The organism is Amycolatopsis stemonae, from assembly GCF_054781455.1.
In genome coordinates this window covers 495,061-520,499 of the sequence record NZ_BAAGUJ010000001.1, presented here as the reverse complement: position 1 = coordinate 520,499, position 25,439 = coordinate 495,061, and the positions used below count along the sequence as shown (strand labels likewise).

The window sequence follows — 25,439 nt, the reverse complement described above, 5'->3', positions numbered from 1 at the left end:
GCACGACGACGGGGGCTACTCGAGCCGCCGCGTCGATCACGCCGGGCACCCCAGAAGGGCCCCGCCTCGCCGAGACAACCTCAAGAGTGTAAACCAACCTCATCACGGTGGGTTGCGGCGGGGGCCCGCGCCAGGCTAGAACCCTCCCAGAAACCCGGGCGCGTGACGACACGAATCCGGTGGCGGGACCGAACCGGCCGAGGTGTTCTCGGGTACGGCGGGAGAGCAGGGGGCGGAAATGCGGGCACGACGGGCCACGGCGGCGGCGGTGCTGCTGCTGGGCGGACTGCTGGCCGGCTGCCAGGTGGCGGTCCCCGGCAGCGCCGGTGTCTCCGCCGCGGGCCGGCAGACGGCCGACCGGCGCGCCGAACAGCGCGCCGCGGTCGACGCGGCCCTGACCGCGCTGGGCCAGGCGCCCGCGCTCTCGCTGAAGGCGACGACCAACGGCGCCGAGCAGCAGTTCCGCGTCACCCGCGGCGGGACCGCGGCCGGTGGTTTGCCGATCGAAGGCCGGGTCGTCCAGGTGACCGCCGCCGCGGGCCAGTTCTACCTGCAGGCCGACCCGGAGTACTGGAAGGCGCACGCGATCGACGAAGGCACCCAGTTCGGCACGAGCTGGGTGCGGTCGCTCGGCTCCGAGCTGCCCTTCGACCCGGCGGCCCGGTTCGCGCCCCAGGCCCTCGCCGACGGGCTGCGCAAGGCGCTCCCCGGGCTCGACCGGCTGAGCGACCCGGTCATGGCGAAGCTCCCCGACGGCACCGAGGTCTACCAGCTCGGTGCCGCCCCGAGCGTCCTGCGCGTCACCACGGCCAAGCCGAACCGGGTCGTCAGCTTCGCCCCGGCGCTGCTCGACCCGCAGAACGGGCCGAAGTTCGGCGCCGAGTTCCGCGTCGCCCCGCTGGCCGGCGACGCCCTCAAGACGTTCCACACCGACCTGGACGCCGCCGTCGCCGGGCTGGGGCAGCCGTTCGAAGGGTTGGTGCAGGCGAGCGCAGTCGTCACGAACGACAAGCTCGACTGCAAGGACTTCGTCGGCTCCTGCACGACGACGGTCGACGTCTCCACCAGCGTCGTCGGCTCACCGTCCTCGGGCGGCAAGAGCGTCATCCACATCAACCTCTCGGTCGAGGTGAGCGCCGACGCGCTCGGCTCGCAGACGTGCACGACGACGGCCGACGCCGAGCCGTACGCCACGGTGAAGATGTCCTGCACGGTCAACTTCAAGCTGCCCAACCGCACGGCGAGCTACCAGGTGCTGTCGAAGCCGAACGCCGTCGCGGAGGTCCGCGCGGCCCTCGACGTCAACGCGGTGAAGCAGCAGGTCGCGGCGGAGTTCGCCGGCCTGGGCGGCTGAGCTGGACACCTACCCGGGGGTGCGTTGCTCCCGTTGAAGTAGGGGATCTTCCGTTCCTACCATCGGCCTCGAAGGCCGACTACGAACAGGGAGATCCCATGGCCAAGCTGGTGGTTTTCGGGGGGACCGGGTACGCCGGTGGCAAGATCGGCGCCGAGGCGGTGCGCCGCGGTCACGAGGTGGTCGGCGTCGCGCGCCACCCGGGTTCGGCGCCCGAGGGCGTCGACGAGCGGCAGGGTTCGCTGCACGACGAGGAGCTCGTGGCGGAGCTGGCGAAGGACGCCGACGTGTTCGTCGTCGCCACCCCGGCCCGCGCGCTCGACGGCAAGAAGCTCATCGAGGCCGTGCCGGCGCTGGCCCGGATCGCGCGGGAGCACGAAGTCCGGCTGTCGTTCGTCGGTGGCGCGGCGAGCCTGCTCGTCGCCGAGGGCGGCCCGCGGCTGTTCGACACCCCGGAGTTCCCGGCCGAGTACAAGGACGAGGCCGGCAGCCACGCCGAGGTGCTCGGCCTGCTGCGCGAGCAGCCCGAGGGCCTCGACTGGTTCTACGTCAGCCCCGCCGCCGAGTTCGGCGCCTGGACCCCCGGGGAACGCACGGGCACGTACCGCGTCGGCGGCGACGTCCTGGTGACCGACGAGAACGGCAAGTCCCACATCGGCGGCGACGACTTCGCGATCGCGTACGTCGACGAGATCGAGCAGCCGAAGCACCACCGCGCGCGGTTCACCGTCGCTTACTGAAGTTCCCGGATCACCGGCGCGAAGGTCTCGAGGAACGGTTCGAACACCGTGATGTACGAGAAGCCGTAGCGCTCGCGCCGCTGTTCGAGCTGCCCGGCGATCTCCCCGACGGTGCCCAGCAGGAGCTGGGGCGCGTCGAGGAGGTCCCGGGCGTCGGCGACGGCGCTGCGCTCGGTCAGCTCGTGCCACGCTTCGGCGGCTTTCTCGCGGTCTTCGGTGACCTCGACGTGCTGGACGAGCATGTTGTGTTCGACCTCGCGGCTGGTCCTGGCCCGGAAGTACCGCACCCGTTCGTCCATCGCGGTGTCGAGCTCGAACGTGCCGGGCGGCTTGCCGGGCTGCTGCTTCAAGCCCGCGAAGCCGACGACGTCCGCGTGCTCGGCGGCCAGGTCCAGGACGCCGTCGCTGTTGCCCGCGATCAGCAGCCGCGGGTGCGCGATGCCCTCGTCTTCGAAGTGCCTGCGCAGGTGGCCGAGGCTCTCTTCGAGGTAGGCGATCCGGTCCGCGGCCTGCCGCCAGGGGAGGCCGGCGTTGTCGAACTCGGCCTTCATGTGCCCGGCGCCGAGGCCGAGGTCGAGGCGCCCGTCGAGCAGCGCGGCTGTCGAAGACGCTTCGCGTGCGAAGAGCGCGAAGTTGTAGAAGGGCACATTGGACACGAGCGTGCCGAGCCGCGGCCGTTCGGTGACGGCGGCCGCCATGGCCAGCACCGGGAACGGCGCGAACCGCCCGGTGCCGAGGTGGTCGGGCACGGTGATGACGTCGTAGCCGAGTTCCTCGGCGCGGCGGCACTTGGCGATCCACGCGTCCCGGCTGCCGATCTCGCGGAAGCTGACGCCGAACTTGAAGTTCCCCATGCCGGCGACGGTAGCGCCGGAAACCCCCGCCGGGCGCGGAGTTTCGCGCCCGGCGGACGGGTCGTCAGGCGTTGCCGTCGAAGAGGGACGTCACCGAGCCGTCTTCGAAGACCTGCTGGATCGCCTCCGCCAGCATCGGGGCGATCGACAGGACCGTCAGGCCCTCGAACCGCTTCTCGTCCGGGATCGGCAGTGAGTTCGTCACGATGACCTCGCGCGCCTTGCACTGCGAAAGCCGCTCGGTCGCCGGGTCGGACAGGATGCCGTGGGTCGTCGCGATGACGACGTCCGCCGCGCCCTCGTCGATCAGCGCTTCCGTCGCCTTCACGATCGTGCCGCCGGTGTCGATCATGTCGTCGATCAGGACGCAGAGCTTGCCCTCGACCTTGCCGACCACGCGGTTGGCCACGGCCTGGTTCGGCTTGTCCGGGTCGCGCGTCTTGTGGATGAACGCGATCGGGCGGTCACCCAGCTGCTGGGCCCACTTCTCCGCCAGCCGCACGCGGCCCGAGTCCGGGGAGACGACCGTGATGTCGGCGTCGCCGTAGGTGGCCTTGATGTGGTCGGCCAGCACGGTCTGCGCCATCAGGTGGTCGACCGGGCCGTCGAAGAAGCCCTGGATCTGCGCGGTGTGCAGGTCGACCGTCATGATCCGGTCGGCGCCCGCGGTCTTGAACAGGTCCGCGATCAGCCGCGCCGAGATCGGCTCGCGGCCCTTGTGCTTCTTGTCCTGGCGCGCGTACGGGTAGAACGGCATCACCACGGTGATCCGCTTCGCGCTCGCCCGCTTGAGCGCGTCCACCATGATCAGCTGCTCCATCACGTACTCGTTGATGGGCGTGGTGTGCGCCTGGATGACGAAGGCGTCGGTGCCGCGGACGGACTCCTCGAAGCGGACGAACAGCTCGCCGTTGGCGAACGTGTGCGCCGTCTGCGGGGTGATCGTCACGTTGAGGTGCTTGGCGACCTCTTCGGCGAGCTCCTGGTGTGCACGCCCGGAGAAGAGCATCAGGTTCTTCTTCGGCGTGCCGGACTTCGGACTCATGCTGGCGACTCCCCGTCGGTTCCTGCTTCTGACTCGGCGTCGAGCGCGGCCTGGGCCGCCTCGGCCGCGGGCGTGCCCGGCCTGCGCCGGACCGCCCAGCCTTCGATGGTGCGCTGCGGCGGCGCGGACACCGCGAGAGCGCCCGGTGGGACGTCCTCCCGGATCACCGCGCCGGCTCCACTGTAAGCGCCGTCGCCCACCTGCACCGGGGCGACGAAGGTGTTGTCGGCACCCAACCGGACATACGACCCGATAACGGTCCGGTGCTTGTTCACCCCGTCGTAGTTCACGAACACGCTGGAGCAGCCGATGTTGCTGTGCTCGCCGATCGTGGCGTCGCCGACGTAGGTCAGGTGCGGCACCTTCGTGCCGGCGCCGATGTCGGCCGCCTTCGTCTCGACGAACGCGCCGAGCTTGCCCTTCTCACCCAGCTTGGTGCCGGGCCGCAGGTAGGTGAACGGGCCGACGTTGACGCGGTCGCCCAGCTCGGAGTCGGAGCCGTGGACCCGCACGACCGACGCGCCGGCGCCGATCCGCACGTTCGTCAGCGTGCTGTCCGGCCCGACCGTGCTGCCCTCGCCGACCGACGTGGTGCCCTTGAGCTGCACGTTCGGCTCGAGGACGACGTCGCGGGAGAGGGTCACGCCCGCGTCGATCCAGGTCGTGGCCGGGTCGACGACGGTGACGCCCTCGCGCTGCCAGCGCCGCACGATCCGGCGGTTCAGCTCGGCGCCGAGGACCGACAGCTGGACGCGGTCGTTCACGCCTTCGGTCAGCCACGGGTCGTCGACGACGAGCGCGCCGACGTGCAGCCCGTCGCCGTTCGCGATGCCGAGCACGTCGGTGAGGTACAGCTCGCCCTGCGCGTTGTCGGTCGACAGGCGCGAAAGGCCGTCGCGCAGCACGGCGGCGTCGAAGGCGTACACACCCGAGTTGATCTCGGTGATCTCCGACTGCGCCGGGGTGGCGTCCTTGTGCTCGACGATCCCGGTGACCTTGCCGTCGCCGTCGCGCACGATCCGGCCGTAGCCGGTCGGGTCGGCGACGACCGCGGTGAGCACGGTGACCGCGTTCTTCGCCTCGGTGTGCTCCTCGAGCAGCGAGCGCAGCGTGTCGGTGTCGAGCAGCGGGACGTCGCCGTAGCTGACGATCACCGTGCCCGAGAGGTCCGCCGGCAGCGTCGCGAGCGCGCAGGACACGGCGTGGCCGGTGCCCTTCTGCTCGGCCTGGACCGCGGTGCCGACCTCGCGGCCGAGCGCGGTGGCGACCTCGGCGAGCCGGGCGCCGACGGCTTCGCGGCCGTGGCCGGTCACGACGACGAGGTGCTCGGGGGACAGGCCGGCGGCGGCCCGGACGGCGTGCTCGACGAGGGGCCGCCCGGCGATCGGGTGCAGCACCTTCGGGGTCGAAGAACGCATGCGGGTGCCCTCACCCGCGGCGAGGATCAACGTGCTCAGCGGGCCGGTCAACGGCGCTCCCAACGGTTACCAACGTGTGGCTTCTGTCGGGCACCGATCCTAACCGGGCTCTTCGGCGTCCCACGCGGGGTCGGTGGGAGGGCCTTCGCCCGCCCACGCCGCGGCCGGGTCGGCGGCCATCGAGTTGGCCGACGCGACCTGGTTGCCGCCGCCGCGTTTTGCCTGGTACATGGCCGCATCCGCGCGCGCGAGGACCTGTTCGCCGCGCTCCTGCGGCCGCAGCGAGACGAGCCCGATCGAGAGCGTGACGCCGTGCGAGAGGTGGTGCGGCAGACCTGCGACGGACTTCACTGCGCGGCCGAGCGCCATCTTCGCCGCCGACGCCGGCGTGCCCGGGAGCAGGACGATGAACTCGTCGCCGCCGTAGCGCGCCACGAGGTCGTCACCGCGCAGGGCGTCACGAAGCGTGCTCGCGACGACGCGCAGCACGTTGTCGCCTTCGGCGTGCGACTGCTTGTCGTTGACGCCCTTGAACCCGTCGAGGTCGACGAGCGCGACGGCGAGGGGCTGCGCGTCGGCCGACGACGCGAGCTGGCGCAGCTTCTCGTCCAGCGCGCGCCGGTTCGGCAGGCCGGTGAGCGGGTCCTGCAGCGCCTGCTGGGTGATCGCGCCGTGCTCGGCGGACAGCCGTTCGTGCTCGCGGCGGGCGTTCAGCGTGGCGATCTGCGACTCGCGCAGGCTCCACATCTCGGTCTCGAGCCGGGTCGCGTAGTCGATCAGCGACTGGCTGGCGCCGGACGCGTAGTCCGGGCTCGTGTCGAGCCGGGCGAGCTCGCGCGCGATGTTCAGCCGCATCGACGGCTGGGACGTGTCGTCGGTCAGCGACTCGCGGGCCGACCGCAGGACGCCGAGCGCCTCCTCGCGGTGGCCCGCCTTGTCCAGGCAGCGGGCCAGCGCGATCGTCACGATCTCGCGTTCGCCCGGGTAGGCGGTGCCTTCGTGGAGCCGCCGGAGCCGGTCGACCTGGTCCTCGCTGGGCCGGTGCAGCGCGAGCGCGGCGGCGAGCACGCCGACCTGCTCGACGGCTTCGACGCCGGCCCGGCGCGGGAACAGCGACTCGCTGTAGGGCCCTTCGATGGCCATCGACATCGACGCGGCGGTCCGGAACTTCTCGGCGCTCTCGTCGTACTCTTCGATCCGCTCCAGCCGCAGGCCCCAGCCGAGCAGCATCTTCACGCGGTTCAGCAGCTGCAGGGTGATCTCGTGCGGGCTGGCGCTTTCGCGGATCGCGGCGGCGGCGCGGCTGCTGACCTCTTCGGCGGACTCGTACACGCCGAGCTGGTTCAGCACGATCCAGCAGTCGTTCAGCGTCGACCACAGCATCCGGTTCCACGCGCGGACCCCGACCTGCCGGTCCGGCGTCGCGGAGTCGTCGAGGATGGCGAGCGCGCGGGCGATCTCGGTGAGCGCGGCGTCTTCCTGCGCGGCGAGCACGAGCCGGCGCCCGCGCAGGGCGTGCGCGTCGGCGCGCAGCAGGGCCAGGCCGTGCCGCCGGGTGTGCGCGAGCATTTCGTCGAGCCGCGGCTCCGCTTCGGCGGCCAGGCCCTTCGTGATCAGCCGCGCGGTCGCGGACGCGCGCAGCAGCTGCGCGACGAGCAGGGGTTCCCCGCGCCGCTGGGTCTCGTCGAGCAGCTCGTCCATCAGCGAGACGATTTCGAGCTGCTGCGGGTATTCGGAGCGCTGGATCGCGGCGGTCAGCTCGCGCGCGCGCCCGACGAGCCACGCGTCGGACATCTCGACCAGCGCGGGCCGCCTGGCCGATACCGGGTCGGTCGCCTCTTCGGTCAGCGCCAACCTCCCGGTGTCGTGGGTTTCGGGGTTCTCGTGCTGCTGCTCCGCCGCCAGGATTCGAACCTGAACTGTCAGAACCAAAATCTGAAGTGCTGCCGATTACACTACGGCGGATCGAACCTGGTCAGGATAGCGACGATCGGGTGTCGTCCGCGCGGGGGATGCGTTACCGGGCCGTCCGCGGGGTACTTCGCTCCGAAGCACCGGTGTGAGCGTTCAGGCACTCCCCAGGCACCCGAACCTCCTGTACCGTAACTTACGGCATCGTAGGTTAGGTCACCCTTCGTAAAGGGCACCCTGTAGGAAGAAGTGAAGCGTATGACGGCCACGCTCGACCGATCGCAGCCCACCGGGGAGCCACCGGCTCCGAAGGGGCCCAAACCCGTCATCGAAGGCACGCGCGGGATCGGCGTGCAGCTGTCGGTCTACTTCGGCGTCATCGCGCCGCTGGTGGCCCTGCTGGTCGCCGTGCCGTTCGCCTGGGGCTGGGGACTGAGCTGGGTCGACGTCGGCATCTTCGTGGTGTTCTACGCGATCAGCGGGCTGGGCATCACGGTGTCCTACCACCGTTACTTCACGCACGGCTCGTTCAAGGCCAAGCAGTGGCTGCGCGTGGTCATGGCCATCGCGGGCAGCATCGCCCTGCAGGGCCCGGTGATCACCTGGGTGGCCGACCACCGCCGCCACCACGCGTTCTCCGACCGCGACGGCGACCCGCACTCGCCGTGGGCGTTCGGCACCTCGCCGTGGGCCATCGCGAAGGGCTTCTGGCACGCGCACATGGGCTGGCTGTTCGAGCGCGACCAGACCAACGCCGAGCGCTTCGCGCCCGACCTGGTGAAGGACCCGGCCATCAAGAAGGTCGACGAGCTGTTCTGGCTGTGGTCCCTGGTGAGCCTGCTGCTGCCGGCGCTGCTGGGCGGCCTGATCTCGTGGTCGCTCTGGGGCGCGGTCACCGCGTTCTTCTGGGCCGGGCTGGTGCGCATCTGCGTGCTGCACCACGTGACGTGGTCGGTCAACTCGATCTGCCACATGATCGGCGAGCGCCCGTTCGCCGCGCGCGACAAGTCGGCTAACTTCTGGCCGCTGGCGATCTTCAGCTTCGGCGAGTCGTGGCACAACCTCCACCACGCCGACCCGACGTCCGCGCGCCACGGCGTCAAGCGCGGCCAGATCGACATCTCCGCGCGGCTGATCTGGATCTTCGAGAAGTTCGGCTGGGTGCACGACGTCCGCTGGCCGACCCCGCAGCGGCTGGCCCGTATCAAGATGGAAAAGGGCTAGTCAACTAGGCTGCTCTGGTGGCGGGGAGACGACGGTCGAAGCGTGAGCAGCAGGTCACCGGGGCGCGTCCGGTCGCCCCGGTGACCCGGGTCCGGATGACCGGCAGCGAGCGGCGCCAGCAGCTGCTCAACGTGGCGCGGGCCCTGTTCGCCGAAAAGGGGTTCGACGGCACGTCGATCGAGGAGATCGCGCACCGCGCCAACGTGTCGAAACCCGTGGTGTACGAACACTTCGGCGGCAAAGAGGGCATCTACGCGGTGGTCGTCGACCGCGAAACCCAGCTCCTGCTCGACCGCATGGTCTCGACCCTCCACGGCGGCCACCCCCGCGTGATGCTGGAGCAGGCGGCGACGGCACTGCTGTCCTACGTCGAGGATTCCCACGACGGCTTCCGCATCCTGGTCCGCGACTCCCCGGTGGCCAGTTCGACGGGCACGTTTTCCACGGTCCTCAACGACATCGCGAGCCAGGTGGAGCACATCCTGGCCCAGCAGTTCGCGGCCCGCGGCTACGACGAGAAACTGGCTGCCCTGTACGCGCAGGCACTGGTGGGCATGGTCGCGCTGACGGGCCAGTGGTGGCTGGACGCCCGCAAACCGAAGCGCGACGAGGTCGCGGCGCACCTCGTGAACCTGGCTTGGAACGGCTTGTCGCACCTGGAACACAAACCGAAGCTGCGGCTGGGTTAGCGTTTCCGGCGCGGGGCCGGGCGTGCGGGAACTGCGCCGGCTCAGCGCGGACCTCGCCGGGTTCCTGGCTACTCGAGCCGGCCGGTCTCACGCAGGTGGTCGAAGATCAGCTGCGCCACCAACGACACCCGCGGCCGGTCCGCGTGGGTCAGCCAGGCGATCTCCTCGATCTCGCTGTTCGCCCGCAGTGTCCCGCTGTACTCCGCCCGGTAGGCCGTCGTGCGGACCACGGTGCCCGCCGCCTTGCCGTGGGCCTGGCCTTCGAACGTGCCCGCCGGCTCGATCGTCGACGGGGTGATCTCGACGTCCAGCTCCTCGCGGATCTCCCGCACCAGCGTCTCGGCGTCCGTCTCGCCCGGCTCGCGCTTGCCGCCCGGGAGGTAGAACTTGTCCTTGCCGCGGGAGCGTGCGGCCAGGACGCGGCCGTCCACGACGTGGATCCAGGCGATCTTGTCGATCACGGTCATGGCCCGATCCTAGGCGCGGGGTGGGAGCCGTGGGCAGGTGGAGCTGGAGGCCGGTCCCCGTCCGCCAGGTCGGCGGTGGCGCACGGGGACCGGCGCGGTGCTGCCGCGGGAAAACCATCTTCGGACCGCGTCCAACACTCGTCGGGGGCGGGCGAAACTCTTGGTGTGAACCATGTTCCGCGATCCGCCACCCGCGGCGGAAGTGCCCACGGCACCGGACGGCCGTGGCTTTCTCACGGTCAGGCGGGGGTGACCTTCAGGAGCTTGTCGTCGGTGCCGTCCGACGTGGTCACGTACAACGCCCCGTCCGGGCCGCTGCGGACCGCCCGCAGGCGGCCGAACTTGTCGTCGAACTCCGGTGGCAGGGTGACGTCGAGGACCTTGCCCGCCGCGTCCAAGTGGTACAGCAGCAGCTTCTGGCCCTTCAACGCCACCACGACGAGCGCGCCGTCGTCCTTGCCCCACTGCGCACCCGTCAGGAAGGCGTCGCCGCTGATCGCCTCGGTGATCTTGCCGGAAGTCCACAGTGGACTGACCGCGTCCGGGAAGCGCTTGAGGTCGGTCATCGGGACGCTCTCGTCGTAGCTGGAGTCCGTGCCGCCCTTGGACGGGTCCCAGCCGTAGTTGGCGCCCGGCTTCAGCAGGTTGACCTCGTCGTCGAAGGTCGGCCCGTGCTCGGCCGTGATCACCTGGCCGCTGCCCGGGCGGATCGCCACACCCTGGACGTTGCGGTGCCCGTAGGTGTAGATCAGCCGCTCGTGCGGGTCGGCCGAGGTGATGAACGGGTTGTCCGGCAACGGGTTCCCGGTCTTCGCGTCCAGCCGCAGCACCTTGCCGCCGAGGGAGTGGCGGTCCTGCGCGACGGTCGAGCGCGCGGTGTCGCCGGTGCCGACGAGCAGCGCGCCGTCCGGCGCGAACGTCGGCCGGCAACCGGAGTGCCGGCCGCTCGGGTTCACCGGCAGCCCGGTGAGCAGGTTCTTCACCTTCGTCGCGCTGGCGCCGTCCTCGGCGAGCTTCCAGGTGACCAGCCGGATGTCGACGGCCTTGCCACCCTCCTGGTGGTCCTGGCAGGTGATGAACTCGCGGCTGGTCGCGAAGTCCGGGCTGATGACCATGCCGAGCAGCCCGCCTTCGCCCTGCACGAGGACGTCGGAGAAGTCGGCCCGGACGTCGGCTGCCTTCCCGCCGCGGATCAGGGCGAGCTTGCCGGGCCGCTGCGGCACGAGGATGCCGCCGTCGGGCAGGAAGCCGATGTCCCAGCCGTGCTGCAATCCGGCGGTGACCGTCTCGACCTTGAACTTCCCGGTCGACGCCGCCGGCGTGGCCGCGGCCGGGACGCTCTGGACGGGCGCGCTCGACGCGCCCGAGCAGCCCGCGACCAGCAGGGACACCGCACCGATGAGACCCAGCACACGCCGCATACGGTTCATCCTGCCATCAAGCGGTGAAATCGCCGTTCGCCGCGACCGCCGTGAGGAAGTCCAGGTCGCGCGAGCCCGGGAGGTAGTGCCCCGTGCCGGGCACCAGGTCCACTTCGGCGCCCGCCGCCTCGAGCCGGCGGTGCGTCGTCGCGGAGTCGGCCATCGCGTCGTCCGCCCCGGCGACGGCGTACACCGGCATGGTCAGCCGGGCCAGCGCCGCGTCGCCGAAGACCGGGAACGGCCCGGTGCGGTACCGGTAGTGCGCGGACACCAGCAGCTGGTGCTCGACGATCGGCGACGTCCCCGGTTCGCCGAGCACGCCGGCCACCGACTTCCGCCGTCCCTTCTCGCCGAGCAGTGAAAGGAACACCGCCTTGACGACGAAGCCCTTCTTCATCGGGCCGAGGCCGATCGGGCACCGCAACGCCAGCGCGGCGACGCGCTCGGGCCGCCGGGTCGCGTAGTCCAGGGCGAGCCAGCCGCCGAACGACGACGTCAGGAAGGCCGCCCGCGCCACCGCGAAGTGGTCCAGCACCGCGTCCAGCCACCGCGCGTACCGGTCGCCGTCCAGTGGCGGCCGCGTCTCGGCGCTCAGTCCGGGCTCGCCGATGATGTCGACGGCGTGCACCCGGAACCGCTCGGCGAGTGCCGGGATCCGCTCGGCCCATTCCGCGGAGTTGCTGCCGGAGCCGTGCAGCAGCACCAGTGGTGGTGCGCTCGCCGGGCCCGTGACCAGCACGAACGTCTCGCCTTCGGGGGTCGGCACGCGCACCTGGTCGTGGGCGGGCCACGCCGTCAGGGCGTCGAGGTAGCGCTCACGCAGCAAGCGCGCTCCGGCTTCGGAGTTGTATATCGTCATGCAAAGTACTCTAACGCTCCCTATCAAGAGGATAAATAAGGAGTGATCAGGAGTCGGGTCGTACCAGCCCGGATTCGTAGGCGAACACCACCGCGTGCACCCGGTCGCGCAGGCGCAGCTTGCCGAGGATCCGGCCGACGTGCGTCTTCACGGTCGTCTCGCCGATGTAGAGCTTCGCGGCGATCTCGCCGTTGGACAGGCCACGCGCGATGAGGCCCAAGACGTCCTTCTCGCGTTCGGTCAGCACCTCGAGCTTCGCGACGTCCACCGGGTCGCGGTCGTCGGCGAGGTAGCGGTCGAGCAGCCGCCGCGTGACCGAAGGCGAGACCATCGCGTCGCCGCGCAGCACCCCGCGGATCGCCACGAGCATCTCTTCGGACGGCGCGTCCTTCACCAGGAAGCCGCTGGCGCCGGCGCGCAACGCGGCGTACGCGTACTCGTCGAGGTCGAACGTCGTGATGATCAGGACGCGCACGTCCGGCAGCTCGGCGCAGATCCGCCCGGTCGCCGCGACGCCGTCGAGCACCGGCATCCGGACGTCCATCAGCACGAGGTCCGGCTGCAGCTCCCGGGCCTTCGCGACGGCCTCCTCGCCGTTCGCCGCCTCGGCCGCGACGACGAGGTCGTCCTGGCTTTCGACGATCATCCGCAGCCCGACGCGCACCAGCTCCTGGTCGTCGCAGAGCAGGACCCGGGTGCTCACGGCCGCACCACCAGGCTCGCGCCCACGCGGTAGCCGCCGTCCGGCCGCGGGCCGGCCGCCAGCTCGCCGTGGAACATCTCGACGCGCTGGCGCATCCCGGCCAGCCCGCGCCCGGACGACGGCAGCGTCGCGACGGGCGCGGCGCGGCCGCCGGTGTTCGTCACCTCGATCCGGATCCCGTCCGGCTCGAACGCGACGTCGACGCGGCCGGTCGCGTCGACGCGGCCGGTCGCGTCGGCGGGGGCGTGCTTGATCATGTTGGTCAATGCCTCCTGGACGATCCGGTACGCCTGCAGCGCGGCGCTCGCGGGCAGCCCGGCCGGGTCGCCGGTGACCTCGAGCGTGACGGGGCGGCCGCACTGCTCGACGAGCCCGCGCAGCTCGGCGACGGTCGGCTGGGGACGGCGCGCCCCCGGGCCCGCGTGCAGCACTTCGAGGAGCCGCCGGAGCTCGGCCAGCGCGTCCCGGCCCGTGCGGCCGATCGTGTCGAGCGTCCGGTCGACGGCTTCGGGGTCGCGGTGCCGCGCGAGCTTCGCGCCCTCGGCGTTCAGCACGATCACGCTCATGCTGTGCGCCAGGACGTCGTGCAGCTCGCGCGCGATCCGGGTGCGCTCCTCCGCGATCGCCGCCCGGGCCTGCGCTTCGGCGCGCCGGTTCTCTTCCGCGGTCAGCTGCGCCTTCGCGTGGAAGAACTCCCCGAGCGCCCACGCGGCGAAGTGGATCGGGAGGATGATGACGACGTTCAGGACCGGGTTCTGCGTGTCGGGGCCCCGGCCGATCCCCCACAGCACGTCGAGCGCGAGGATCCCGGCCGCGGTCAGCGCGGCGAACCGCCGGTCGCCTCGCTGGACGAGGTTGAACAGCACGACGGCCATGCTCAGCTCGGCGCGGCCGCGGTCGTACGCCCAGACCCCGTTCGCGTAGGCGGCGAGCGTGGCCGCCAGGACGAGCACCGCGACCGTGCGCGGGTACCGGCGGCGGACCAGCAGGGGGAGCAGGAACAGCATCGGGATCGCGCGCAGCACCCACGGGTCCTGGCCGGTCCAGCCGGGCGCGAGGAAGACGAACACGGCGTACAGCGGCAAGTCCACCGTCCACCGGTGCCTGCGCACCCACTTCACGAGCCGTTCCACGCGCCGAACGTAACGCGGCGACGCGGCCCACGGCGTCATCCCGGCGGCTCGACCTGGTCCTCCCGCGGGAGGAGGGAACCGGTCGCTCCGACGGATTCGCGGCCACCCCCGGCGAACCTAGCGTCGGGGTCATGTCGATCACCAGGGAGTTCTTCCGCCACCCGATGCTGACGGGCGCCATCGCGCCGAGCTCGTCACGGCTGGCCGGGACGATGACGGCGGGCCTCGGCCTGGAGCGCGCGGCCCGCGTCGCCGAACTCGGGCCCGGTACCGGCGTGTTCACCGAAGCGGTCCTCGCGCTGCTTCGCCCCGAAGCGCGGCTGACGGCCGTCGAGATCAACCCGCGCTTCGCCGACGGGCTACGCCGGCGGTTTCCGCAGGTCGACGTCGTCGCGGGATCGGCCGAACACCTCGCGCCGGACGGCGCCGACGTCGTCGTCTCGGGCCTGCCGTGGACGGCGATGGCCGCGGACCGGCAGCACGGCATCCTCGACGCGGTCACGGCGGCGCTGGCGCCGAACGGCCGGTTCACGACGTTCGCGTACGCCCACGCGGCCTGGACGCCACCCGCGCGTCGCTTCGCCGCTTCGCTGCGAAGCCGTTTCGCAGTCGTAGAGCGCACTTCGGTCGTCTGGAGGAACCTGCCGCCCGCGTTCGTCTACCGTGCGGCGCTGCCGGTGGCGGTGGGGAGGACCCGGCGTGGACAGCCTGCTGCGGCCACTGCTTGACGCGCCGCCGGCGGCCGTCTACCTCGTCTGCGCGCTGCTGATCACCGCGGAAACCGCGCTGCTGCCGGGAATCGTGCTGCCGACGCTGTCGGCGCTGCTCCTGATGGGCTACCTCGCGCAGCGGGGCACGCTCCACCTCGGACTCGCGCTGGCCGTGGCCGTCGCGGCCGCCGTCTTGGGCGACCAGCTCGCGTACTTCGAGGGGCGGTGGTGGGGGCCGCGGCTGGCGCGGCGCGTCGGCCGGGACCGCTGGGCCCGCGCCGAAGCGGCGATCGCGCGCTACGGCGTCCCGGCGGTGGTCGCGGGCCGGTGCCTGGCCGGGCTGCGGACGGTGGTCCCGCGCATCGCGGGTTCGGCGGCGATGCCGTACCGCCGGTTCGCCGCGGGCAGCGCGGGCGCGGCGGTGCTGTGGGCGAGCGCGGAGCTGCTGGCGGGTCAGGTGACGGCGATGGTGGTCTGAAGGCGTTCCGCGGTCTCGGCGTCCGCGGGCAGGAACGTCTCCAGCTTCAGCTCCGACACCGTGACGTCGGCCGCGGTCGCGAACGTCGTGATCGCGGTGATCAGCCGCAGCTCACCGACCGAAGTGGACAGTCGCACGGGGACGGCGAAACCGAGGTGGCCGTCGCCCGGCGGGTGGTGCGGCGGCAGGTAGCCCGTCAGCTCGGCGAGCTGCGCGGCCAGCCGGTCGTCCGGGGTGCGCGCGAGGTCGTTGCGGAGGCGCTCGAGGATGTGCCGGGCCCAGTCGTCGAGGTTGCGCACGCGTGGCGCCATCCCGCGCGGGTGCAGCGCGAGCCGCAGCGTGTCGACCGGCTCGCGCAGCAGTTCGGGCGCGACGTCTTCGACGAGCAGGGCGAACGCGTCGTTCTTCGCGACGAGCACGCCGTAGCGGTCGACGACGATCGCGGGGTAGGGCCGGTGGCCGTCCAGGAGCCGCCGCAGCCCGTCGAGCACCGGCCGGATCGCGGGGTCGTCGAGCCGGGTTTCGGGGTACGTCGGCGCGTAGCCGGCGGCGTGCAGGAGGCCGTTGCGCTCGCGCAGGGGGAGTTCGAGCGACTCCGCGACGCGCAGCACCATGCCGCGGCCGGGCAGCGAGCGCCCGCTCTCCATGAAGCTGACGTGCCGCTGCGTCGTCCCCGCGCGCAGGGCGAGGTCGAGCTGGCTGAGCCGGCGCCTCGTGCGCCAGTCCTTGAGCGCGGTTCCGAAGTCCACGGGTCCATCTTCGTCATTCCCCGCGGGGAATTGAGCGGATTCCCGGATTCGGCGAGGGTCCGGGTATGACGAAACACGGCCTGGTCGTGCCGACCTACCAGCCCATCCTCGACGCCGGGCGGACCGCGCCCGAGCTGGTCGACGTCGCGGTCGCCGCCGAAGAGCTCGGGCTCGACTCGGTGTGGGTGGGCGACACCCTCGCGCGCGCTCCGCTCGACGCCTTGACCGTTTTGGGGGCCTTCGCGGCCCGGACCTCACGGGTGACGCTGGGGACGTCCGCGCTGCTCCCGGCCCTGCGGGACCCGGTGCTCTCGGCGAACCAGCTGCTGTCGCTCGACCTGCTGAGCGGCGGCCGGCTGACGGTGGCCGTCGGCGCCGGGTTCGCCGGGCGGAGCGAGCCCGAGTTCGCGTTCGCGGGCGTTCCGTGGGCGCGGCGGCGGGCCCGGCTGGACGACATCGTGGGGCTGTGGCGGGCCGCGTGGCGCGGGGAGACGTCGTTCCACGGGTCGGTGCTGCACTACGACTCGCTGCCGTCCTACCCGGCGCCCGCACGCGCCGGCGGCCCGCCGGTGTGGCTGGCGGCGGACACGCCGGGTGCGCTGGAGCGCGTCGGCCGGCTGTACGACGGCTGGCTGCCGTACCCGCCCGACCCGGCGGACTACGCGTCGGGCCTGGCGCGGATCCGGTCGTCGCGCCCGATGACCCCGGCCTTGTTCGCGACGGTGCTGGTGGAGGACGACCCTTCCCGCGGCCGCGCGCTGCTCGAGGAGTACTGCCGGCGGAACTACGGCATGCCGGCCGACTTCGTCCAGGGGATCCAGCTGCAGGTGACGGGATCCGCGCCGGAGGTGGCCGCCCGGCTGCGGGAATACGAAGGCGCGGAGCACTTCCTGCTGCGGATCGCGAGCACCGACCCGAAGGTGTTCGACGAGCAGCTGCCCCGGCTCGCGGAGGTGGTGGAACTGCTGCGCGACCAGCCGTGATCGGAAACCTGTCGGGGGTGGCACGTAGGCTGGGACCGTGACCGACGCTCCACTGTCCGGACTCCTCACCGCCATCCTTCCCGACCCGGCCCTGCGCGGCGTGGTCGAGCGCGCCGGTGCGCCGCTGCTCGAGCTCCAGGGCCCGATCGCCGCCCGTCAGCTCGTCGCCGCCGCCCTGGCCACCGACGAGGGCGCGGCCAAGCCCGTCCTCGCCGTCACCGCCACCGGCCGCGAGGCCGACGAGCTGACCGCGTCCCTCGGCGCCCTCCTCGGCAAGTCGAGAGTCGCCGATTTCCCCAGCTGGGAGACCCTCCCGCACGAACGCCTCTCGCCGCGCGCCGACACCGTCGGCCGCCGGCTGGAGGTGCTGCACCGGCTGAAGACCGAGGACGACACCCTGCGCGTCGTCGTCGCGACCGTGCGCAGCCTCATCCAGCCGATGGCGCCCGGCCTCGGCTCGCTCGAGCCGATCGACCTGGTCGTCGGCGAGGAGCAGCCGTTCGAAGCGCTGCTCGAACGGCTCGTCGAGCTGGCCTACACCCGCGTCGACATGGTCGAGAAGCGCGGCGAGTTCGCGGTCCGCGGCGGCATCCTCGACCTGTTCGGGCCGACCGCGCAGCACCCCGTCCGCGTCGAGTTCTGGGGCGACGAGGTCAGCGAGATCCGCGCGTTCGCCGTCTCCGACCAGCGGTCGCTGCCCGGCGAGATCCCGCGCGTCACCGCGCCGCCGTGCCGTGAGCTGCTGCTCACCGCGCCGGTCAAGGAGAAAGCCGCGGAGCTGGCGAAGACGTACGAAGCGGACGCGCACCTGGCCGAGATGCTCACCAAGCTCGCCGACGGCATCCCGGTCGAGGGCATGGAAGCCCTCATCCCGGTGCTCTGCGAAGACGAGCTGGAGCTGCTCACAGACGCGATGCCGGTGGGCACCCACGTCCTGCTCACCGACCCGGAGAAGATCCGCGCCCGCGCCGCCGACCTCGTCCGCACCGGCCAGGAGTTCCTCGAGGCGTCGTGGACGACGGCCGCGGCGGGCGGCCAGGCCCCGATCGACCTCGGCGCGTCCGCCTACCGCGGCCTCGAAGAGATCGCCACGCACGCCCAGGACACCAAGCGCCCCTGGTGGACGCTCACCCAGCTGACCAGCGAAGACCCCGACGTCTTCCGCGTCTCCGTCGAGGCCGCGCCGTCCTACCGCGGCGAGCTCGAGCGCGCGATGGCGGACCTGCGGGCGCACACCGCGGCGGGCGGCACGGCGGTGCTCGTCGTCGCCGGCCAGGGCACCGCGGCGCGCGCGGTCGAGCAGCTGAGCGGCGCCGACGTCCCGGCGACGCAGGCGGGCGACGGTCTCACCGGCGCCCCGGCCCCGGGCATGGTCACGGTCACCTGCGGCGGCCTCACCGACGGCTTCGTCTCGCCGGAGCGCGCTCTGGTCGTGCTGAGCGAAGCGGACCTCACCGGCCGCGGCGCGGGGGCCGGAACGTCCACAAAGGACCTCAACACCAAGATGCCGTCCCGGCGGCGCAACGCGGTCGACCCGCTGGCGCTCAAGGCGGGCGACTACGTCGTGCACGACCAGCACGGCATCGGCCGGTTCGTCGAGATGGTCCAGCGGACGGTCGCCGGCGCGACGCGCGAGTACCTGCTGCTCGAGTACGCGTCGTCCAAGCGCGGCCACCCGGGTGACCGGCTGTTCGTGCCCACCGACCAGCTCGACGAGGTCTCCCGCTACGTCGGCGGCGAGCTGCCCACGCTCAACAAGCTCGGCGGCTCCGACTGGAAGAACACCAAGGCCAAGGCCAAGAAGGCGGTCAAGGAGATCGCGGCCGAGCTGGTCCAGCTCTACGCCGCGCGTCAAGCCGCGCCCGGGCACGCCTTCGGCCCGGACACGCCCTGGCAGCACGAGCTGGAAGACGCGTTCCCGTTCACGGAGACGAACGACCAGCTCGCCGCGATCGACGAGGTCAAGGCGGACATGGAACGCGGCGTCCCGATGGACCGCGTCATCTGCGGCGACGTCGGCTACGGCAAGACGGAGATCGCCGTCCGGGCCGCGTTCAAGGCGGTGCAGGACGGCAAGCAGGTCGCCGTGCTGGTCCCGACGACGCTGCTCGCCCAGCAGCACCTGAACACCTTCCACGAGCGGATGCGCTCGTTCCCGGTGACGATCAAGGGCTTGTCCCGCTTCACGAACAAGGCGGAGTCGGACGCGATCCTCGAGCAGCTCGCCGGCGGCGAGGTCGACATCGTGATCGGCACGCACCGGCTGCTGCAGACGGGCATCCGCTACAAGGACCTCGGCCTCGTGATCGTCGACGAGGAGCAGCGGTTCGGCGTCGAGCACAAGGAGCACATCAAGGCGCTGCGCACGCACGTCGACGTGCTCACGATGTCGGCGACGCCGATCCCGCGGACGCTGGAGATGTCCCTGGCGGGCATCCGCGAGATGTCGACGATCCTGACCCCGCCGGAGGACCGGCACCCGATCCTGACGTACGTCGGCGCGTACGACGACAAGCAGGTCGGCGCGGCGATCCGCCGTGAACTGCTGCGCGACGGCCAGGTCTTCTACGTCCACAACCGCGTCTCCTCGATCGAGAAGGCGGCGCGGCGGATCCGGGAGCTGGTGCCGGAGGCGCGGGTCGTCACCGCGCACGGCCAGATGAACGAGGAAAAGCTCGAAAAGATCATCCAGGGCTTCTGGGAGAACGAGTACGACGTCCTGGTGTGCACCACGATCGTCGAGACCGGCCTGGACATCTCGAACGCGAACACGCTGCTCGTCGAGCGCGGTGACCTGCTCGGTCTGGCCCAGCTGCACCAGCTTCGCGGCCGCGTCGGGCGAGGGCGGGAGCGCGGGTACGCGTACTTCCTGTACCCGCCGGAGGCGCCGCTGACGGAGACGGCGCACGACCGGCTGGCCACGATCGCCCAGAACACCGAGCTGGGCGCGGGCATGGCGGTCGCGATGAAGGACCTCGAGATCCGCGGCGCGGGCAACATCCTGGGCGCGGAGCAGTCCGGGCACATCGCGGGCGTCGGGTTCGACCTGTACGTGCGGTTGGTCGGCGAAGCGGTGGACGCGTTCCGCCGCCACGCGGGCGCGGAGCCGGCGGAGGACGAGGAGCTCGCGGAGGTCCGCGTCGACCTCCCGATCGACGCGCACATCCCGCACGACTACGTCCCGGGCGAGCGGCTACGGCTGGAGGCGTACCGCAAGATCGCGGCGGCGCCGGACACCGAGGGCCTGGACGCGGTCCGCGAAGAGCTGATCGACCGCTACGGCCAGCCGCCGGCACCGGTGAACCGCCTGCTGGCGGTGGCGCGGTTCCGGCACACGTGCCGCGAGGCGGGCGTGACGGAGGTGGCGGTCCAGGGCACCACGATCCGCTTCGCCCCGCTGCCCCTGGCCGATTCGCAGATGGTCCGCTTGAAGCGGCTGTACCCGAAGGCGATGTTCAAGGCCGTGACGAACACGGTCTCGGTCCCGAAGCCGACGGAGGGCCCCGCGGGAGGCCGCATGGGCGCCCCCACCCTGCGGGACGAGGAACTGCTGGACTGGTGCACGAAGCTGCTCACGCAGCTCACGAAGAAGCCGGCGGCGGTGAGCTAGACGGTCACGGCCCGGTGCAGGAGACCGAGAACGCGTTGCCGCCGGAGGGGCCGGAGGGCGTCGAGTAGGTGACGCCGTTCTGCACCAGCGAGATCTTGTCGTTCGCGGTGAGGCCGGGATTGGCGCCGTCGGCCGTGGCGCCGCCGACCGCGGGCGTGTCCTCGATCCACTCCACCGACGCGTCCGGGCCGGCGTGGTCGAGGGCGCCGCGGAAGGCTTCGCCGGTGGTGTCGTCGGTGAGCGTGATGCGCCACGCGGTGCTGGTTTGCAGCAGGTTCGCATTGGCGAACCCGTCGATGCCGACCCGTACCGTCGGCTGCCCCTGTCCTCAAGGCACGACGGCACGCGAAACGGCGGTCGTGCTGCGCTCAGCCGACTTCGCTGAACATCGGCGGCAAAGCCTCCGCCAGCCCCATCTTCACCGACTCCACCGGCACCGGAACGGCGCCCGCCCCGGCCATCGGCAACGGCCGGGGCTTCCGCGGCATCCGGGATCCCGCACCGCCGCCGCGTCCCGGGTACACGAGCAGGCCGCGCGCCGGGTCGGGCACCGCGTCCAGCGCCGCCGTCACGACCGGCAGCGTCCGGAACGCGTCCCGCCAGGCCTCCGCCGTGAATTCGATCTCCAGCACCACACCCCACCGGTGTTCGTGCCAGACCCACTGCTCCGCGCCGTTCGTCAACGCGGCTTCGGTGAGCGCGTCACCGTAGGCGAGCCGCCACTTCGTGGCCGAGTGCTCACCGTCGAACACCTCGATGGTCAGCCAGTGGTCCATAAGTCGACATTACCGCCGGCGACATCCCATGGGTGTTGCGTTTCGGGTGCGATGGTGTGAGAGGGTATGCGCTGTGATGCGGATCATGGGGCGCCCTCGCGCGCTGGTCGCGGTCGTTGCCGGTGCTCTTCTGCTCGCCGGGTGCGGTTCGGGCCCCAGCCAGGTCGGCAGCGCGGTCATCGTCGGCGACCGGTCGGTGGGGCTCGACCAGGTCCAGTCGATGATCGACCAGGCCGTCCGCGAGCAGCCGTACGCGCAGAAGCTCGCCCGTGAGCACAAGCTCGACCTGCTCGGCCGTGAGATCGTCCGGCAGACGGTCCTCCACGAGCTGACCTTGCGTGCCGCGCAGAAGGAAGGCCTCGTCGCCGACCAGGCGAAGATCGCCGGCCTGGCCGCGCAGGAGAACGCCACGCCGGTTGGTGACACCGGGCAGGGCGACGGCGTCGCGGTCACGCAGATCGTCTCGAAGCTGCGCGACCGCAACGAGGTCGCGAGCGACGTCGTCCTCGAGATGCAGATCGCCCAGAAGTACCTGCCGAAGCTGTCGGTCAGCGCGGACTACGTCGGCATCAGCGCGACGAGCGACACCGACCCGGAGGCGCGTGCCCGCGCGCTCGACCTCGCGAAGCAGTTCGCGGCCGACCCGGGCAAGATCCAGGGCACGATCCAGCAGGCCGGCCAGGAAGCCCAGCAGGCGCAGCAGACCGGCGCGCCCGGCGCCGGCGGCTTCTCGGACGCGGGCATGACCGAGCTCTTCGGCGCCGCGCAGTACCTCGCGCTCGCGCAGACCCCGCTCTTCGGGTCCCCGGCGAACAGCGTCGTCGCGTTCCAGGCGCGGATGCCGTCGAAGCCCGACTGGTACATCTTCGTCGTCCGCGCCCGCGGTACCGACAAGCCCGTCCCGGCCGACCAGGAAGCGCAGAAGCCCACCGACCAGCAGCTGACCTCGATCGGCACCCGCTTCCTGCAGGCCTACCTGCCGGACGCCGGGCTGCGCGTCAACCCCCGGTACGGCGTGTGGGATGTTGTGGGCATGAACCTCGTGCCGAACCAGGACGCCACCAAGGGCGCGGTGCTGCCCTTGAGCGGTGCCGCACCCGCGAAGCAGTGAGCACGGGCGTCGTCGTAGTCGTCTGTGGGGCGACGTTGCCCGCCGCGGCGCTCAAGATCCTCCGTGACTCCACCGCCGTGTACGCGGCGACCGACGTCGACGCGAGCGTGTTCGGTGTCCCGGCCGTCACGGAGGCCCTTTCGCTGAAGGACATCGTGCTGCTCGCCGGATCCCGGGACGAGCCCGCGGCGTCCCTGCTCATCGCGACCGGTGCCGAGGTCATCGAGACGCCGGCGCCGGCGCTCGTCGAGGCCGCCGACGTCATGGACCGCCTCCGCTCGCCCGGTGGTTGCCCGTGGGACGCGGCCCAGACGCACGAATCCCTGCGGCAGTACCTGGTCGAAGAAACCTACGAGCTGCTCGACGCCATCGAGTCGGGCGACCGGGAAGCGCTGCGCGAAGAGCTCGGCGACGTCCTGCTCCAGGTGCTCTTCCACGCCCGGCTCGCCGCGGAAGACGCCGACAACCCGTTCGACATCGACGACGTCGCCGGCGGGCTCGTCGAGAAGCTGGTCGGCCGGCACCCGCACGTGTTCACCGACGCCGACCGGGTGCACACGGTCGAGCACCAGAACGTCAAGTGGGAAGAGCTGAAGCAGCAGGAGAAACGCCGTTTGTCCATTGTGGACGGCGTCGCGCTCGGCCAGCCCGCGGTGGCGCTCGCCGGCAAGCTCGGGCAGCGTTCCGGGCGCGCGGGCATCCCGCTCGACCTGTTCCCGGCCGGTACCGGCGCCGCCGCCCAGCTGTTCCGCATCGCCGCGACGGCGCGCCGCGCGGGCGTCGACCCGGAAGGCGAGCTGCGGGCGCTGGCGAAGCAGTTCGCGGCCGACGTCCGGGCCGCCGAGCAGGCCGCCCGCGACGCCGGGCTGGAGCCGACGACCCTGGAGGCCGACGGCTGGCGGAAGTTCTGGCCGTCGAACTGAGTGTGACGCAGCACACATTCGGGTGAGAACCGTTTCCGATCACCCGGCGTCTTGCCTGGTGTGAGCCGACAGCAGCCACCCGAAGGCGCCGACGAGGAGCACCTCGTCCGGCGCACGGCGAAGGGCGACCGCGCGGCGTTCGAGGAGCTCTACCGCCGCACGTCGCCCTGGCTCGCCGTGCGCCTGCGCCGCCGGTGCGCGGACGAGCAGGTCGTCGCCGAAGTCATGCAGGAGACGTACCTGGCCGTCTGGCGCGCGGCCGGCTCGTTCGCGGGGGCCGCGACCGGCGGCAGCGCGGTCGGCTGGGTGTGGACGATCGCGGCGCGCCGGCTGGTCGACGCGTTCCGCCGCCGCGCGCACCACGCGCAGCCGCCGCCGGTGGCGGCCTTCGACGTCGCGCCGGTGCCGGCGGCGGAGGACGTCGCACTGGCGGTGACGATGGGCGACGACGTCGGGGACGCGCTGCGCGACCTCGCGCCGGAGCTGCGGGCGGTGCTGCAGGCGATGGTGCTCGACGGGCTGAGCGTCCGCGAGACGGCCGTCCTGCTCGGCCTGCCGGAAGGAACCGTCAAGACGCGTGCCCGCCGGGCGCGGATCGCGTTGCGGGAGGCACTGTCATGAACCATGCGTCGGACCGGCTCATCGCCGGGTACGCGGCGGGCGACGACCTCCCGGGCGACCAGCTTTGGGGCCTCGAAGCGCACCTCGAGACCTGCCCGGGGTGCCGGGCGCGGCTCGCCGAGGTGGCGCCCGTCCAGCCGGTGGTCGACGTCGTCTGGAACCGGCTGCGGGTCGAGATCGAGCTCCCGGGCGAGCCGTTCCACGCGCCCGGGCCGCGGCCGCGGCGGCACCGGTGGCTCGTCACTTGGGTCACGCCGGCGACGGTGCCGTGGCTGGCGATGATCGGGCTGGTCACGCTGCTCGCCGTGGTGCTCGACCAGGTCTGGAATTCGGTGTTCGACGTGACGGGGGTGCAGCTCTTCGCGCCGGTGCTGCCGGTGTTCGGGGTGGCGGCGTCGTGGGCCCGGGGGCTCGACCCCGCGTACGAAGTCGTCGCCGCGACGCCGCGGGCCGGGCTCTACCTGGTCGTCCGGCGGACGGTGGCGGTGCTCGCCGTCGTCCTGCCGGTGCTCGGGGTGGCCGGCTGGCTCACCGGCACCGCGCCGGCGCTCTGGCTGCTGCCGAGCCTGGCGTTCACCACGGGAACGCTCGCCCTCGGCGGGCTGATCGGGATCAGCCGCGCGGCGTACGCGCTGATCGCGCTGTGGGTCGCGATCGTCGTGCTGCCGACGTTCGCGGTCCCGGGAAAGACGTTCGCGCTCGGCACCGGCGCGCTGCCGGTCTGGGCCGGGATCTTCGCGCTGACCTCGGTGGTCGTCGTCCTGCACAAGGCGGCGTTCACCCGGCTCGGCGCGTACCACTAGGGAGGAAGACATGCGGGCTGTGGGAGCCGCCGAGGTGGCGCCGACGACCTACGCCTGGGAGATCCGGGCGGAGGGGCTGAAGGTGCGGGTGGGGCGGCGGAAGATGGCCGTGGACGGGCTGGACCTGTCGCTCGGCAAGGGGGTGCACGGCTTGCTCGGGCCCAACGGCGCGGGCAAGACGACGCTGATCCGGGCGCTGGCGACGGTGCTCCGGCCGGCGGAAGGCCGGCTGTCGCTGCTCGGCGCGCCGGCCGGGGGACGCACGGGCCAGCGCGGCCTGCGCCGCCGGATCGGTTACCTGCCGCAGAACTTCGGCTATTACAAGCGGTTCACGGTCCGCGAGTTCGTCGAGTACATGGCGTGGCTGAAGGAGATGTCTAAAGAGGACGTCCCCGGAGCGGTCCAGCGGGCGATCGAGCGGGTGGGCCTGGCGGACCGGGCGGACGACCGCATGAAGACGTTGTCGGGCGGCATGATCCGGCGGGTGGGCATCGCCCAGGCGATCGTCAACGACCCGGACATCCTCCTGCTGGACGAGCCGACGGCCGGCCTCGACCCGGCGCAGCGCGTCCGGTTCCGCGAGCTGGTGCAGGAGCTCGGCCACGACTCGTGCGTCCTGATCTCGACGCACCTGGTGGAAGACGTCGCGACGGCGTGCACGGACGTGGTGCTGTTCGCCGAGGGGAAGCTCGTGTTCCAGGGAACTCCCGGCGAGCTGGCGGCCGCGGGGACGGCGGAGCACGTGGGGGACAGCCCGATCGAGCGAGGGTATTCGGCGCTGCTGAACCACGAACCGGGCAAGGGGGCGTGGTGATGACGAGCCGGCGCACTGCGCGGGTGCCGAGCCGCCCTGGGGG

The 25,439-nt window shown here is 71.9% G+C and carries 25 protein-coding genes and 1 tRNA gene; 13 read left to right on the top strand and 13 right to left on the bottom strand.

Features of this window, described 5'->3' with window-relative positions:
• Window positions 1-238: 238 nt before the first annotated feature.
• Both ACYVLJ_RS02620 and ACYVLJ_RS02615 read left to right on the top strand, forming a co-directional pair.
• Window positions 239-1,354: a hypothetical protein gene (locus ACYVLJ_RS02620; protein ID WP_451968403.1), complete on the top strand. Its 1,116-nt coding sequence runs from the start codon at window positions 239-241 to the stop codon at window positions 1,352-1,354.
• 98 nt (window positions 1,355-1,452) lie between these two features.
• Window positions 1,453-2,094: an NAD(P)-dependent oxidoreductase gene (locus tag ACYVLJ_RS02615; RefSeq protein WP_460437613.1), complete on the top strand. Its 642-nt coding sequence runs from the start codon at window positions 1,453-1,455 to the stop codon at window positions 2,092-2,094.
• On the opposite strand, the gene ACYVLJ_RS02610 is transcribed toward ACYVLJ_RS02615, so the two are convergent.
• The 5 genes from ACYVLJ_RS02610 to ACYVLJ_RS02590 all read right to left on the bottom strand — a co-directional run bounded on the left by ACYVLJ_RS02610 (window position 2,088) and on the right by ACYVLJ_RS02590 (window position 7,376).
• Window positions 2,088-2,948: an LLM class oxidoreductase gene (locus ACYVLJ_RS02610; RefSeq protein WP_460437612.1), complete on the bottom strand. Its 861-nt coding sequence runs from the start codon at window positions 2,946-2,948 to the stop codon at window positions 2,088-2,090. The genes ACYVLJ_RS02615 and ACYVLJ_RS02610 overlap by 7 nt on opposite strands.
• A gap of 64 nt (window positions 2,949-3,012) precedes the next feature.
• The gene (locus tag ACYVLJ_RS02605; RefSeq protein ID WP_451968399.1) at window positions 3,013-3,993 is read right to left on the bottom strand and encodes a ribose-phosphate diphosphokinase; all 981 of its coding nucleotides are present in this window, start codon (window positions 3,991-3,993) and stop codon (window positions 3,013-3,015) included.
• Window positions 3,990-5,462, bottom strand: coding sequence for a bifunctional UDP-N-acetylglucosamine diphosphorylase/glucosamine-1-phosphate N-acetyltransferase GlmU (gene glmU, locus ACYVLJ_RS02600; RefSeq protein WP_460437611.1), 1,473 nt, complete (start codon window positions 5,460-5,462; stop codon window positions 3,990-3,992). The genes ACYVLJ_RS02605 and glmU overlap by 4 nt, the downstream gene beginning before the upstream one ends.
• Window positions 5,463-5,510: 48 nt before the next feature.
• A complete protein-coding gene (locus ACYVLJ_RS02595; RefSeq protein ID WP_451968395.1) occupies window positions 5,511-7,265 on the bottom strand; it encodes a GGDEF domain-containing protein in 1,755 nt (584 codons plus the stop codon).
• A 39-nt stretch (window positions 7,266-7,304) separates the two neighbouring features.
• Window positions 7,305-7,376 (bottom strand) — tRNA-Gln (locus tag ACYVLJ_RS02590).
• A gap of 204 nt (window positions 7,377-7,580) precedes the next feature.
• On the opposite strand from ACYVLJ_RS02590, the gene ACYVLJ_RS02585 reads away from it, so the two are divergent.
• Together ACYVLJ_RS02585 and ACYVLJ_RS02580 are read left to right on the top strand one after the other, a co-directional pair.
• A complete protein-coding gene (locus ACYVLJ_RS02585) occupies window positions 7,581-8,546 on the top strand; it encodes an acyl-CoA desaturase (RefSeq protein ID WP_451968393.1) in 966 nt (321 codons plus the stop codon).
• 95 nt (window positions 8,547-8,641) lie between these two features.
• Complete coding sequence (locus tag ACYVLJ_RS02580) at window positions 8,642-9,235, top strand: TetR/AcrR family transcriptional regulator (protein WP_286003625.1); 594 nt, start codon at window positions 8,642-8,644, stop codon at window positions 9,233-9,235.
• Window positions 9,236-9,303: 68 nt separating this feature from the next.
• Here the strand turns inward: ACYVLJ_RS02580 and ACYVLJ_RS02575 are convergent, their stop codons facing one another.
• From ACYVLJ_RS02575 to ACYVLJ_RS02555, 5 genes are all read right to left on the bottom strand, one after another.
• On the bottom strand, window positions 9,304-9,696 hold the full coding sequence (locus ACYVLJ_RS02575) for an NUDIX hydrolase (RefSeq protein WP_460438000.1): 393 nt from the start codon (window positions 9,694-9,696) through the stop codon (window positions 9,304-9,306).
• Window positions 9,697-9,941: 245 nt separating this feature from the next.
• Window positions 9,942-11,123: a PQQ-dependent sugar dehydrogenase gene (locus tag ACYVLJ_RS02570; protein WP_460437610.1), complete on the bottom strand. Its 1,182-nt coding sequence runs from the start codon at window positions 11,121-11,123 to the stop codon at window positions 9,942-9,944.
• 16 nt (window positions 11,124-11,139) lie between these two features.
• Window positions 11,140-11,982, bottom strand: coding sequence for an alpha/beta fold hydrolase (locus ACYVLJ_RS02565; RefSeq protein WP_460437609.1), 843 nt, complete (start codon window positions 11,980-11,982; stop codon window positions 11,140-11,142).
• A gap of 46 nt (window positions 11,983-12,028) precedes the next feature.
• Window positions 12,029-12,685 (bottom strand): transcriptional regulator, encoded by a 657-nt coding sequence (locus tag ACYVLJ_RS02560; protein ID WP_460437608.1) that lies wholly within the window; start codon window positions 12,683-12,685, stop codon window positions 12,029-12,031.
• Window positions 12,682-13,818: a sensor histidine kinase gene (locus ACYVLJ_RS02555; RefSeq protein WP_460437607.1), complete on the bottom strand. Its 1,137-nt coding sequence runs from the start codon at window positions 13,816-13,818 to the stop codon at window positions 12,682-12,684. The genes ACYVLJ_RS02560 and ACYVLJ_RS02555 overlap by 4 nt, the downstream gene beginning before the upstream one ends.
• A 131-nt stretch (window positions 13,819-13,949) precedes the next feature.
• On the opposite strand from ACYVLJ_RS02555, the gene ACYVLJ_RS02550 reads away from it, so the two are divergent.
• A complete protein-coding gene (locus ACYVLJ_RS02550; RefSeq protein WP_460437606.1) occupies window positions 13,950-14,546 on the top strand; it encodes a class I SAM-dependent methyltransferase in 597 nt (198 codons plus the stop codon).
• Window positions 14,518-15,006, top strand: a complete 489-nt coding sequence (locus ACYVLJ_RS02545; protein WP_460437605.1) for a DedA family protein — start codon at window positions 14,518-14,520, stop codon at window positions 15,004-15,006. The genes ACYVLJ_RS02550 and ACYVLJ_RS02545 overlap by 29 nt, the downstream gene beginning before the upstream one ends.
• On the opposite strand, the gene ACYVLJ_RS02540 is transcribed toward ACYVLJ_RS02545, so the two are convergent.
• The gene (locus ACYVLJ_RS02540; protein ID WP_451968379.1) at window positions 14,982-15,755 is read right to left on the bottom strand and encodes an MmyB family transcriptional regulator; all 774 of its coding nucleotides are present in this window, start codon (window positions 15,753-15,755) and stop codon (window positions 14,982-14,984) included. The two genes, ACYVLJ_RS02545 and ACYVLJ_RS02540, sit on opposite strands and share 25 nt — an antisense overlap.
• Before the next feature lie 65 nt (window positions 15,756-15,820).
• Here ACYVLJ_RS02540 and ACYVLJ_RS02535 point away from each other — a divergent pair, with 65 nt between their 5' ends.
• Together ACYVLJ_RS02535 and mfd are read left to right on the top strand one after the other, a co-directional pair.
• Window positions 15,821-16,738 (top strand): LLM class flavin-dependent oxidoreductase, encoded by a 918-nt coding sequence (locus tag ACYVLJ_RS02535; protein WP_460437604.1) that lies wholly within the window; start codon window positions 15,821-15,823, stop codon window positions 16,736-16,738.
• 52 nt (window positions 16,739-16,790) lie between these two features.
• Window positions 16,791-20,348, top strand: coding sequence for a transcription-repair coupling factor (gene mfd / locus ACYVLJ_RS02530; protein ID WP_460437999.1), 3,558 nt, complete (start codon window positions 16,791-16,793; stop codon window positions 20,346-20,348).
• Window positions 20,349-20,352: 4 nt separating this feature from the next.
• Here mfd and ACYVLJ_RS02525 read toward each other — a convergent pair whose 3' ends face one another.
• Both ACYVLJ_RS02525 and ACYVLJ_RS02520 read right to left on the bottom strand, forming a co-directional pair.
• Window positions 20,353-20,523 (bottom strand): hypothetical protein, encoded by a 171-nt coding sequence (locus ACYVLJ_RS02525; RefSeq protein WP_460437603.1) that lies wholly within the window; start codon window positions 20,521-20,523, stop codon window positions 20,353-20,355.
• 193 nt (window positions 20,524-20,716) lie between these two features.
• Window positions 20,717-21,124: a hypothetical protein gene (locus ACYVLJ_RS02520; RefSeq protein WP_451968377.1), complete on the bottom strand. Its 408-nt coding sequence runs from the start codon at window positions 21,122-21,124 to the stop codon at window positions 20,717-20,719.
• An 85-nt stretch (window positions 21,125-21,209) separates the two neighbouring features.
• Here ACYVLJ_RS02520 and ACYVLJ_RS02515 point away from each other — a divergent pair, with 85 nt between their 5' ends.
• The 5 genes from ACYVLJ_RS02515 to ACYVLJ_RS02495 are packed head-to-tail and all read left to right on the top strand — an operon-like array spanning window position 21,210 to window position 25,396.
• Entirely contained in the window at window positions 21,210-22,235 is a 1,026-nt protein-coding gene (locus tag ACYVLJ_RS02515) for a hypothetical protein (protein ID WP_460437602.1), read from the top strand.
• Window positions 22,232-23,158, top strand: coding sequence for a nucleoside triphosphate pyrophosphohydrolase (locus tag ACYVLJ_RS02510; RefSeq protein WP_460437601.1), 927 nt, complete (start codon window positions 22,232-22,234; stop codon window positions 23,156-23,158). The genes ACYVLJ_RS02515 and ACYVLJ_RS02510 overlap by 4 nt, the downstream gene beginning before the upstream one ends.
• Before the next feature lie 60 nt (window positions 23,159-23,218).
• A complete protein-coding gene (locus ACYVLJ_RS02505) occupies window positions 23,219-23,779 on the top strand; it encodes an RNA polymerase sigma factor (protein ID WP_460437600.1) in 561 nt (186 codons plus the stop codon).
• Window positions 23,776-24,582, top strand: a complete 807-nt coding sequence (locus ACYVLJ_RS02500; RefSeq protein ID WP_460437599.1) for a zf-HC2 domain-containing protein — start codon at window positions 23,776-23,778, stop codon at window positions 24,580-24,582. The genes ACYVLJ_RS02505 and ACYVLJ_RS02500 overlap by 4 nt, the downstream gene beginning before the upstream one ends.
• Window positions 24,583-24,592: 10 nt before the next feature.
• Entirely contained in the window at window positions 24,593-25,396 is an 804-nt protein-coding gene (locus ACYVLJ_RS02495; RefSeq protein WP_460437598.1) for an ABC transporter ATP-binding protein, read from the top strand.
• Window positions 25,397-25,439 lie beyond the last annotated feature (43 nt).